The 11,878-nt window shown below is 38.0% G+C and carries 10 protein-coding genes; all 10 read left to right on the plus strand.

Features of this window, described 5'->3' with window-relative positions; all coding sequences use genetic code 11:
* Positions 1-1,374, plus strand: a 1,374-nt coding sequence (locus AC1DPQ_RS05555; protein WP_477608321.1) for a YfhO family protein, incomplete at its 5' end; no start/stop codon positions are given.
* Between the two features lie 654 nt (positions 1,375-2,028).
* Positions 2,029-2,883 (plus strand): UDP-2,3-diacylglucosamine diphosphatase, encoded by an 855-nt coding sequence (locus tag AC1DPQ_RS05560; protein ID WP_477583832.1) that lies wholly within the window; start codon positions 2,029-2,031, stop codon positions 2,881-2,883.
* A 20-nt stretch (positions 2,884-2,903) separates the two neighbouring features.
* Positions 2,904-3,893 carry a glycosyltransferase family protein gene (locus tag AC1DPQ_RS05565; protein WP_477583833.1) on the plus strand — a complete coding sequence of 330 codons (990 nt, stop codon included), beginning with the start codon at positions 2,904-2,906 and terminating at the stop codon, positions 3,891-3,893.
* Between the two features lie 852 nt (positions 3,894-4,745).
* Positions 4,746-5,726, plus strand: a complete 981-nt coding sequence (locus tag AC1DPQ_RS05570) for a DUF6427 family protein (protein WP_477608323.1) — start codon at positions 4,746-4,748, stop codon at positions 5,724-5,726.
* 154 nt (positions 5,727-5,880) lie between these two features.
* Positions 5,881-6,615, plus strand: coding sequence for a type III pantothenate kinase (locus AC1DPQ_RS05575; protein ID WP_477608325.1), 735 nt, complete (start codon positions 5,881-5,883; stop codon positions 6,613-6,615).
* Position 6,616: 1 nt separating this feature from the next.
* Positions 6,617-7,909, plus strand: a complete 1,293-nt coding sequence (bamG, locus tag AC1DPQ_RS05580; RefSeq protein WP_477608327.1) for a BamG family beta-barrel-assembly machinery protein — start codon at positions 6,617-6,619, stop codon at positions 7,907-7,909.
* Positions 7,909-8,481 carry a hypothetical protein gene (locus tag AC1DPQ_RS05585; protein ID WP_477585994.1) on the plus strand — a complete coding sequence of 191 codons (573 nt, stop codon included), beginning with the start codon at positions 7,909-7,911 and terminating at the stop codon, positions 8,479-8,481. Before bamG ends, AC1DPQ_RS05585 begins: the two co-directional genes overlap by 1 nt.
* A gap of 274 nt (positions 8,482-8,755) precedes the next feature.
* Complete coding sequence (locus AC1DPQ_RS05590) at positions 8,756-10,840, plus strand: peptidylprolyl isomerase (protein WP_477608329.1); 2,085 nt, start codon at positions 8,756-8,758, stop codon at positions 10,838-10,840.
* 66 nt (positions 10,841-10,906) lie between these two features.
* Positions 10,907-11,422 (plus strand): DUF2480 family protein, encoded by a 516-nt coding sequence (locus tag AC1DPQ_RS05595; RefSeq protein ID WP_477583464.1) that lies wholly within the window; start codon positions 10,907-10,909, stop codon positions 11,420-11,422.
* 150 nt (positions 11,423-11,572) lie between these two features.
* Positions 11,573-11,878, plus strand: a 306-nt coding sequence (locus AC1DPQ_RS05600) for a DUF3108 domain-containing protein (protein WP_477608331.1), incomplete at its 3' end; no start/stop codon positions are given.

The following is an 11,878-nucleotide window of genomic DNA, read 5'->3' on the forward strand; positions in this document are numbered from 1 at the left end:
ATCTTAGGATCAAGTGTCTTATTGCTGTTCCTTTCCTTTGGAAGTAACTTACCGTTTATCTCGGATATATTCTTTAATTACCTTCCCGGTTATAACAAATTCAGGGCTGTTGAATCGATATTGGCCGTTGTAGGTTTATTGGTACCCTTGCTGGCTATACTGGCCATTAAAGAAGCACAAGAAGGAAAATACGATCAAAAATATTTAGTGCAGCGATTAACCTGGTCAGCAGGTATTACCGGTGGTTTTGCTTTAATTATTGCCGTGATCCCTACGGCGTTCTTCAGCTTTACGCAGGCCAACCAGGCACAGGTTTTAGATRCTTTAACACAAACCTTGCAGAACAACCGCGGTGCCGCAATGGAAATTTTAAATGGCATTGTTGCCGACCGTGTGGCTTTAGCACGTGCTGACGCTTTACGTACCGTATTGTTTATAGCCATTGGTTTTGGTGTTACTTGGGCTTTCATCACTAAGAAAATGAATATGCAATTGGCCTTCGGTTTATTGGCACTATTTGTTTTGATTGATTTGTGGCAGGTAGACCGTCGTTATTTAAACAACCAGAACTTTGTGAGTAAAAGTGACCTGAACAACCATTACCAGCCTAGAGATGTAGATAATTTTATCGCGGCTGATAAAGATCCAAACTTTAGGGTTTTCGATTTATCGTTGGGCGATCCGTTTAAAAGTGCCGAAACTTCTTATTTCCATAAAACCGTTGGTGGTTTCCACTCCGCGAGGTTAAAACGTTTTCAGGAGTTGGTAGATAACCAATTAACAAAAAGTGTTAACCAGGATGTGTTGGATATGTTAAATACCAAGTACATTATTACGCAAGATCCTCAGAATGGATCGTATAAAATGCAGCGTAATGCAACGGCCGCGGGTAATGCCTGGTTTGTACAAAGTGTTCAGTTTGCTAAAAATGCTGATGAAGAAATGAAGGCCATTAGCAGTTTTGATGCTAAGAAAGAAGCCATTGTTGATGAAAGTTTCAAAAATTCGATTGATACCAAACGTTTAGGAACGGGTCAGGAAGGTTTTATTAAATTAACCAACTACAACCCTGATCATTTAACTTATGAATACTCAACCGCTAAAGATGTAATCGCAGTGTTTTCCGAAATCTATTATGATAAAGGCTGGAAAATGTATATCGATGGTGTTGAAAAGCCATACTTCAGGGCTGATTACGTTTTACGTGCAGCGCAGTTAGAAGCAGGCAACCATAAACTTGAGTTTATTTTCCACCCAACATCATATTATACCGGAGAGAAAATCTCTTTAGCAGGATCTATCTTGTTGTTGGCCGGATTAGGTTTTGGGTTTTACTCAGAAGAAAAGAAGAAAAAGAAAGCAGTTAAAGCTTAATATTTCTTTAAATAGATTTACGCCCCGCAAGATCAAAATCTTGCGGGGTTTTGTTTTTTAGTTCTAAGTCGTTCACTCCCCGCAACTTATCATCCCTTCTTTTCTCGCGTCATTTCGAGCGGAGTGCAACGCAGTCGAGAACCCGAAGGCTCAGCGAAGCTAAATCTGTCCAGATAGATCTCTCCATTTCACTGCGTTCCAGTCGAGATGACGATTTTTCTATTGGAATCCGTCAATGATAGCGCAATCAAAAGATCTTTAATATGAATTCATTGCACACCTTGAGATTCTGAGCATTCACACTTGCGATCGTCCTCCTGAACTTGTTTCAGGATCTATGAAAAGGAACTAACCTAAATCTTTGCCATTAACCGATTAGCTAACCATTGCGCTAATGAACAATAAACGGAATAGAATAATAATTTAACAATGTCGTAACATTTGTTTGATATACAGAGTCTTACCTTTGTAATGTAAATCAGATGATATGTTAGAATCATTCTTTGCCGTGTGTTTATTAATTGTTGTACTTTATTTCTTTAGCCCCTTTGAGGTAAAACTCGATGAGGAAGAGGAGTGGTAACACAGCTAATCTATCTCTGAACTGCTTTAATCGAGCGGTAATAAGACTCTTCCCCCTAAAATTTCCCGTTTATGGATAAAAGAAATGTCGATGTAGTCGTAATATCCGATGTACATTTAGGTACCTATGGTTGCCATGCAAAAGAACTTTTAAAATACCTTAAGAGCATAAAACCCAAAACGCTGATCTTAAATGGCGATATCATCGATATCTGGCAGTTTAGCAAAAGTTATTGGCCCGAATCGCACATGAAGGTGATCCGTAAACTGATGAAATTCGTATCGGAGGGTGTTCAGGTTCACTACCTAACGGGAAATCATGATGAAATGCTCCGCAAATTTGATGGCATGGAAATGGGTACTTTCCATCTCCAGAATAAATTAATTTTAGAGTTGGACGGTAAAAAGGCATGGTTTTTTCATGGCGATGTTTTTGATGTTACCATGCAGCACTCTAAATGGCTGGCTAAACTTGGTGCGGTTGGCTACGATACACTGATCCTCATTAATAGTTTTGTAAACTGGGTACTTACCGCATTTAGGCGGGAGAAGATGAGCTTTTCGAAAAAAATAAAAGCAAAGTTTAAAGACGCCGTTAAGTTCATCAATAGTTTTGAGCAAACTGCGGCAGAACTTGCCATCGAAAAAGGGTATCAGTACGTAGTTTGTGGCCATATTCATCAGGCTGAGCAACGTGAAATTGTTACCGAGGATGGAAAAGTGATTTACCTGAACAGTGGAGATTGGGTGGAAAGTTTAACCGCTTTAGAGTATGAAAATAAAAACTGGACGGTTTTTAAGTACGAACATCAACATTTTACAAAAGACGAATTGGATGAAGGAATCCTTTCTGATGCCGAGGATTTAAAAAGTAAACTGGACATAAATATTCTTTTACAGAATATAAAATATGAAATTGCCCAATAATTTTAGATATTCGGGCATAAATGAAGATACTTTACGCAATACAGGGAACAGGTAATGGTCATATCAGCAGGGCGAGGGAAATTATTCCTTTACTTCAGCAGTATGGCGAATTGGATATTTTAGTAAGTGGAACACAGGCCGATGTGAAACTCAGTCAGCCTGTAAAATATCAATTGCATGGTTTCAGTTTTATCTTTGGGAAAAAAGGCGGTGTAGACCATTTTAAAACATGGCTGAACATGAATCTTTTCCGATTTAGAAAAGATATGAAGCAGCTGCCTTTGAAAGAGTACAACTTAATTGTTAACGATTTTGAACCTGTAAGCGCCTGGGCCTGTAAACTGCAGGGCATAGAATGTGTATCATTGAGCCATCAGGCTGCATTTAAATCTAAAAAAGTACCCCGTCCTAGAACTTTAGATTGGGGGAAGTTGATTTTGAGCCGTTATGCGCCTACCAAATATCACATTGGCTTTCATTTCGACCGTTACGATACTTTTATCCATACCCCGGTAATCAGGGCAGAGATCCGAAATCTGAAAAGTGAAAATTTAGGACATTATACGGTATATCTTCCAGCCATTGACGATAAACGTTTGGTAAAGCTTTTTACTCAGCTCCCTGAGGTTACCTGGCAGGTTTTTTCTAAACACAGTAAAGTTGCCTACCAGGAAGGGAATGTTTTTGTAGAGCCTGTTAACAACGAAAAATTTAATAAAAGCCTGGCCACCTGCGAAGGTTTGTTTACCGGTGGCGGTTTCGAAGGACCTGCTGAAGCGCTTTATCTAAAGAAAAAACTGCTGGTGGCGCCTATGCGTTTTCAGTTTGAACAACAATGTAATGCCTATGCCTTAAAACAGTTTGGTTTGCCAGTAATTTGGGGAAGTACCAGGAATTGGTTGCCGATTATCAAAAACTGGGTAGAAAATCCTCAAAAACATGAGTTCAATTTTCCGGATGAAACAGCGCAGATCATTGATGATATGGTGAAGAAATACGCGAGGGTTTAGTCCTGAGTTTTCAGTCCTGAGTTCAAAGTCAATTTGCCTATGATTTGTTATCCTGAGAGATAATTTTTTTTTCATAAAATTCAATAAATGCCAGTTGGATTAAAAAGTAAATCTCCTCAGATTATCGTCATTGCGAGAAGGCTTTTTCAGCCGACGAAGCAATCTTACAACGATCGCTACCAGCGTGCGCATTAAGATTGCTTCGTCGTTCCTCCTCGCAATGACGACCTTTCTTTTGGAATATGTCATTGATAGTGTAGTCAAAGGATCATTTGTGATGAATTTAGTCATTAGATCTAAGTAGCAGTGGCTTTAGTTGATTACTTGCGTAGCAAAACTAGTTGGTTATTAACGGTCTTCGACTCCGCTCAGACTGACAAATCTTTAAGAGAGAGACAACTATATACATCCCTGCTTTAGTCTTTTAAGCTTTGGTTTTAGCTTGTTCTAATCCGTGGCACAATACTGCGTAATCTAAACCTGACAGGAGCGGACATCCCGATTTTTCATCGGGATAAAGCGGATGGCAGGGCTGCTGGAACCGATACAGACAGGAACCTGCTTTTCTAAAAAAGAATAGACCCCTCCTCATCAGTCTTTCTACTTTTTTATTTACCAAATGGTCTTCGACYCCGCTCAGCCTGACAGATTTATGGATGTCTTTTAATAGGATAAATAACATAAACCCTCCCTTTGGTCTTTAAGCTTTGGTCTTTCTACTTTTGTCCTTCCGCTCAACGCTTATCGCCCTCCGCTTTGGTATTTAAACTTTGGTCTTTAGTCTTTAAGCTTTGGTCTTTCTTCTGCTACTATTAAATTATTTTCTTTACTTTGCCTACTCTTTAAAAAGGCATGATTAATCAGTTTAGAAAACTAAATCCAATTAACCTCGTATTCTTGCTGGCGTACACATTCTTTTTGCGTATTGCCATTTTTCATGAAACGCACGATAAGCTGAACTTTGATTTTTTGGAGCCATTTGCCCGGTTATTGATCAATATAGATTTAGACAATGCCTTTACGCCATATACCAATATTTTTATCGCGGCACTTTTGGTTTATGTACAGGCTTTAATTTTCAATCGAGTTGTAAACAATCATAATTTATTGGCCAAACCCAGTTTCCTTCCTGGGCTGATGTTTGTAACAGGAACAAGTTTGTTCATGCCTTTTATGATCCTAAGTCCGGCATTGTTATGTAACTTTCTGTTGATTTGGATTATAGATAAGTTTTTAAAACTGGGTAAAAGTGCGAACTCCATTACCACTGTGTTCGATATCGGGATGATTATTGGGATTGGAACATTGATTTATTTTCCGTTTATGGCCATGTTGCTTATGATCTTTTTAGCACTGTTGCTTTTTAGGTCGTTTAATTGGCGCGAATGGGTAGYTGGCTTGATTGGCTTTATTACGGTTTTCTTTTTTCTGGCCGTATTTTATTATTGGAATGATAATTTAAGCTCGTTTTATCAGATATGGAAACCATTAGGCAATAAGTTTCCTTCGGTTTTTAAAATCAACTATAACGATTACCTGGTGCTGATCCCGGTAACGGTAATTATCATACTGGCATCACTACAGCTCCGGGAAAATTTCTTTAGGAGTTTTATCAGTACACGGAAGAGTTTTCAGCTGTTATTTTTCATGTTTATTATTTCTGCAGCAAGTTTTTACCTCAAACCGGATTTCAGGACCTGGCATTTTTTGCTGTGTGTACCGCCAGGATCGGTACTGTTGGCATACTATTTTAGCAATGCCAAAAAACGCTGGTTTTACGAAACATTGTTCGTTTTATTTGTGCTTTCGATACAGTATTTTCTGTTTGTTTAACCTTTTTTAACAAATAACTAGAGCGAAACTTGACAAAGATTAATAGCTTTGTGCATGATTTTAGAATTAAAGCTTTTTTAGTTTTAATCAAGATGGATAAAAAATGGAGTCATTGGAATTTCTAAGAACATATATTTGCAGTGGGAGATTTTAAATGCGTAGGCTAAGCATTGATATTGGAAATTCTGCTGTTAAGGTTGCAGTTTTTGCAGATAAGGAAATTATTCACCATCAGCGTTTCAATAAAATTGGGATACTTGACCTGGCTCAATTGATTGAGAAGTTTTCGCCAGCGAAATCCATCATCAGTAGTGTTAACCAGGAAGTTGGACCATTAGAAGTATTTTTAAAAAAGCATACCGAGTATATCCGTTTTTCAACCATGTTGACGAACGGCGTACAAAATAGATATAAAACGCCAGTTACTTTAGGATTAGATAGATGGGCTGCTATTTTGGGTGCAAATGGCTTACATCCAACAAACGCAAGTTTAGTGGTTGATGCAGGTACCTGTATTACTTACGATGTTTTAAGTAGCACGAAGGAATATTTTGGCGGAAGTATAAGCCCTGGTATTGGCATGCGTTTTAAAGCTGTACACGAATTTACCGGCCGTTTGCCTTTGGTGGATTGGGATGCAAATGAGGCTATTGTGGAAGGTACTGATACCCAATCGGCAATCAAAAACGGCGTTTTACAAGGAATAATAAACGAAATTGAAGGCTTTATTGCCCTAAATAATAAAAAAGAAAGTGCTCTGAAGGTAATTATAACGGGGGGTGATGCTAATTTTTTGTATAAACAATTACAAAACAGCATCTTTGCGCCTCAAATTATAAAAGATCCTTACTTAGTATTAAAAGGATTAAATGAAGCTATTGCAGATTAAAATGTACAAAAGAATAAATTATATTGCAGCCATACTCGTTCTAGTTTGTGGTTTAAGTGCTCAGGCACAGGTTACCACTTCATCACCATATTCAAGATATGGACTTGGAAATATAAAGGGATCTTTGTTGCCCCAGCTTAGAGCAATGGGTGGAATTTCTACCGCAGTAGGTAAAGTAACAGGGTTCAATTATATTAATATGCAAAACCCTGCATCTTATGCCGGAATAACTTTAACCACCATTGATGTGGGAATGAGTGCTGGTTTAACCAATCTTTCGCGAAACAATTTAAGCGAAACGAGTTTCAATTCTACTTTTAGTCATTTGGCATTTGCCGCTCCAGTTACCAAAAGATCGGCCTTGAGTTTTGGTATTTTGCCTTACTCAGATTTGGGTTATTCTTACAGAAACACGACCAAAGTTGATACAACCACTTTAGACCAGCTTTATGAAGGCGAAGGCGGCTTATCAAAGGCTTATTTAGGTTATGGCTATCGTTTTGGCGATCATTTAAGAATTGGGGGTAACTTAGAATATATTTTTGGTAACCTTCAAACTACCCGCGCTACCGAATTTCAATCAGCAGGGTCTTACAATGCCAAACTTCAAAATAAAAACAGTGTTGGCGGTATAAATTACTCTTATGGCATACAGTACGATTTTAATATTGGTAAAAAGACGATTATGACCCTGGGTTATTCTGGAAGCACCTCTGGAAAAATAAATTCAACACAAACTTCTTTTGCTACGTTCTACACAAGAGATCAAAGTGGTAATGAAAACCCTGCAGCCGATACGTTAAATATCGCGAATAACGGAAAATCTAACCTTACCTTGCCATTAACGCACAATTTTGGGATCTCTATCCAGCAAAATGATAAGTGGATGATTGGTGCCGATTTTAGAATGAGTAAATGGTCTGCAACAAGTATCAATAATGTAAACCAAGGTTTGCAAGATAGCTGGGGTGCTTCTTTGGGTGGCCAGTGGACGCCAGATGCATTTTCTTACAACAGTTACATGAAACGTGTAGATTACCGCCTTGGTGTTAATTACGATAAAACTTATATCAAAATCGGTAATCAGGATATCAAACAAATGGGTGCATCGTTAGGTTTTGGCTTCCCGTTGCCTACTGCTAACGGTGGTTCAGCATTTTATAAAATCAACTTTACAACCGAGTTCGGACAAAGGGGAACATTAAGCGATAATCTTGTTAAAGAGAAGTTTATTAATTTCCACTTAGGCTTTACCTTGAACGATACCTGGTTCCGTAAGTACCGTGTAGACTAATGAATTTAAGGACATTTTTATGTGGTCTGTTTCTGGTGTTGCCTTTTTTTCTGGCTTCCTGTGGAGACGACGATCTAAAAAATGCCAATTCAGTCTCAGCAAATAAAGTAATCCTGTCCAGGGATCGGACCATTGGTGTCGATATCACTTACAGCGATTCTGCCAGAATTAAGGCTAAAGGATATGCCCCAATAATGGATAAGGTTACGCCTTCGAACGGAAGCACTTATCAGGAAATGATTAAGGGTGTAAATATCGATTTTTATAACCCTAACGGAACCATTGATGGAAACCTGGTTTGCGATTACGCCATTAGGAAAGACAATGAGCTTAAAACCGAATTTAGGAAAAATGTAGTCGTAAAAAACAGTAAGGGCGATACTTTCTCTTCGCAGGAACTGATCTGGGATGAGTCGAAAAAGATTTTTTATTCCAATCAAAGGGTATATGTGAAAGGAGTAGATGGAAGCATAGGTGAAGGCATCAACTTTAAAGCTCCGCAGGATTTTAGTACCTATGAAATGGATAGTGGAAACGGTGAACTGAATATGAAGGAAGGTGTAGCGCCTTAGTCGCAATGTATAAATGATGGAATGAGTGAATTATTGAATGTTTAAATGGATTTATTCAAATCATCTTTCAATAACTCCATCATTCACTAATTTTGCCATTCAACAATTCTGGTCATTCAATCACTCAAAATTCTGTCATTCAAACATTAAAACAGGGCTTGTATTTACTTAAAAATTAAACACTTGATAAATAAAATTTTGTGTTTTCTTTTTTGAGGCAAATTTGTATCTTGCGCCCTCTTAAAAAAGAACTAAATAAATTTATAATTACAATATGGGATTAATGACATTTTTGCGTAACCGTGCAGGCTATATTCTAGTTTTTGCCATCGGTTTTGCAATTGTTGCATTTTTAGTAGGTGATGCAATTAACGTGGGTAAACCTTTTTGGTCGGCAAATCAAAAAGTTGTAGGGTCTATTGATGGTAAGGATATCAATATTGATGAATTCGGACCAAAAGTTGATCAAGGTGTAAACCAGATGAAACAACAATATGGCGGCAGTGCAAATGCACAGATGACCGCTATGGCTGTTGACCAGGCATGGAATGCAGAGTTAGCAAAAGTTTTGTTAACTAAAGAGTACGATCGTTTAGGTTTAACAGTTTCTGAAGATGAACTGGTAGATTTATTACAAGGTCAAAACCCTAGCCCCCTAATTAAACAATATTTCTCTAATCCTCAAACAGGACAGTTAGACCGTGCTACTTTGATGAACTTTCTAAAATCGAAAGAACCTCAGGCTTTGCAACAATCTACCATGTTACAGGAAGAGATTAAAAATCAGGCCCTGCAAACAAAATATTCGAACTTAATCCGTAATTCGGTTTATGTAACTTCTTTAGAAGCTACTGATGAATATACCAACCGTAATAAACTGGCTAATTTTAAATACGTAAGTTTAGATTATACTTCTATTCCTGATGCTTCCGTTAAATTAACAGACAACGACTACTCAGAATATTATGATCAGAACAAAGCACGTTTTAACAATCCACAAGAAACACGTGCTTTCGAATACGTTACTTTCAGTATCAGTCCAACCAAAGCAGATTCATTGGCAATCAAAGCTCAGGTAGACAAAATTGCTGCTGATTTTCAGGTGGCTAAAAACGATTCACTTTTCGCTGCAATCAATTCAGACGTAAAAGTTCCGTTTACTTATATCACAAAAGGTAAATTGGATCCGGCTGTTGATTCAGTAGTATTTGCTTTACCAGCAGGCAGTTTTTATGGCCCTAAATTAAGCGGTAACTCATACAAAATTGTAAAGGTAGTATCTACCCGTATTTCTCCTGATTCGGTAAAAGCAAGCCACATCTTAATCGATCCGGCTAAAGTTGGTGGCGAAGATAAAGCACTTAAGTTAGCTGATTCATTAAAAGCATTAATTTTAAAAGGCGCTAACTTTGCAGAACTGGCTAAAAACTACAGTGTAGACGGTTCGAAAGATAAAGGTGGCGAAATGCCAGCTTTCGCCCGTGGTGCTATGGTACCTGAGTTTGAGAATGCAGCCTTTGATGGAAAGACAGGAGATCTTAAAGTAGTAAAGTCTCAATTTGGCTACCATGTGCTTAAAATCGAAAAACAGATCGGTTCATCTAAAGTGGCTAAATTAGCTTACGTAGAAAAAGCATTAAATGCAAGTAGCAAAACCCAGGCGGCTGCTTACAAAGCAGCAAGCAATTTCTTAACGGATGTGAAAGGTAACGACTTTAGCAAATTTGCTRCACAAAAAGGATTAAAAGTTGCTGTTGCTGATAAGGTTGCATCAACACAAGGTTTTGCAGCTGGATTGGATAATCCACGTAAATTAATTCAGGATGCTTACGCAGCAGATAAAGGTGACGTATTACCTGAAATTTATACCATGAGCAATGCTTATGTTGTGGCCCGTTTAACTACCATCAGTCCAAAAGGTATTTTATCATTAGCTGATGTGAAGAAAGAAATTGAGCCAATGGTAATTAATGCAGTCAAAGCAAAACAATTAAAAGAAAAATTAGCTAATGCAGGTAAAGGAAGTATCGATCAGGTTGCAGCTAAAGTTGCACGTCCGGTTAATCCAGTACAAAATGTGGTATTTGCTAATCCAGTAATCCCAGGCGTAGCACAGGAAAATGCTTTAGTAGGAAGCGTTTTTGGTTCGCAGCCAGGTAAAGTATCTGCTCCTGTTCAGGGAGAACGCGGTGTTTATGTATTTTCAGTTGATGGATTTACCAGTCCTGCACCAATTGCCAACATGTTCAAACAAAAAGAAAGCATGATGTTAAGTTTAGGACAGCGTTCATTAGGATCGGCTTTCCAGGCTTTACAAGAAAATGCAAAGATAAAAGACAATCGCGTGAAATTCTATTAAATAGAAAATACGTAATTTTGTAACCGTTCCGATGATTAGTCGGAACGGTTTTTTTTATTTAAGAACATGGAAATTCAGGAAAACATTATTAACAAAGTAGCCAATAGCGGTTTAATTACTTTAAATCTCGAAGATTTTTATCATAAAGGCGAAAGAGTGGTTTATGATATAGTGGATAATCTATTTCATGGTTTAATGTTAAGAGAAAAGGATTTTAGAGAGTTTATCAAAACTCACGATTGGGCGCAATATCAGGATAAGAATGTAGCCATTATCTGCTCGGCCGATGCAATTGTACCTACCTGGGCTTATATGTTGCTTGCCAATAAACTAAAACCTTATGCCAATGAAGTAGTATTTGGCGATTTAAATACATTGGAAGCTGTTTTATTTACCAAGGCATTGGCTAAAATTAATCCTCAAGATTATGCCAACGAGCGTGTGGTGGTAAAAGGATGTGGAGATATCGATGTTCCGGTTTCAGCCTATGTTGAGGTAACCAACCTGCTTACCCCGATAGTTAAAAGCATTATGTTCGGCGAGCCTTGCTCTACGGTTCCTGTATATAAAAGAAAAGATTAAATTTTGGTTTGCTTTTTGTATATCTTCATGGAGGAAGAGTTTAATTTCTTTTAAAGGAAAACCTTTTTCCCTTTTCGGTACGTCATCCTGAATTTATTTCAGGATCTCTCATGCTGATAATGAACACACACACAAATGAGAACAAAAGCAATGAAGAAATTATTTATAACCGTCACGGCTGGCTTATGCAGTCTTTTGGGAACGGCTCAGCAACTTCCCCTGAAGAAAGAGGCGGTATTTCAGGAAGGAGAGGTTTTGCAGTATAAATTAAGGTATGGGTTTATCACGGCGGCAGAGGCCACCATTAAGGTAGCCAATTCTGATTTAAAGTTTGATAACAGGTCAACTTATAAGCTTACGGTTGATGCGCAGACCTCTGGCACCTTTGACGTGTTTTATAAGATAAGAGACCATTACGATTCGTATATCGATAAAACTGACCTTTTACCTTACTTC

This window comes from Pedobacter sp. 01T416_2 (genome assembly GCF_056398925.1).

Excerpts from the sequence above, each read along its gene's own strand:
- AC1DPQ_RS05595 (WP_477583464.1), top strand. The coding sequence starts at position 10,907 with ATGGAAATTCAGGAAAACATTATTAACAAAGTAGCCAATAGCGGTTTA.
- AC1DPQ_RS05585 (WP_477585994.1), top strand. The coding sequence starts at position 7,909 with ATGAATTTAAGGACATTTTTATGTGGTCTGTTTCTGGTGTTGCCTTTT.
- AC1DPQ_RS05575 (WP_477608325.1), top strand. The coding sequence starts at position 5,881 with ATGCGTAGGCTAAGCATTGATATTGGAAATTCTGCTGTTAAGGTTGCA.
- bamG (WP_477608327.1), top strand. The coding sequence starts at position 6,617 with ATGTACAAAAGAATAAATTATATTGCAGCCATACTCGTTCTAGTTTGT.
- AC1DPQ_RS05565 (WP_477583833.1), top strand. The coding sequence starts at position 2,904 with ATGAAGATACTTTACGCAATACAGGGAACAGGTAATGGTCATATCAGC.
- AC1DPQ_RS05560 (WP_477583832.1), top strand. The coding sequence starts at position 2,029 with ATGGATAAAAGAAATGTCGATGTAGTCGTAATATCCGATGTACATTTA.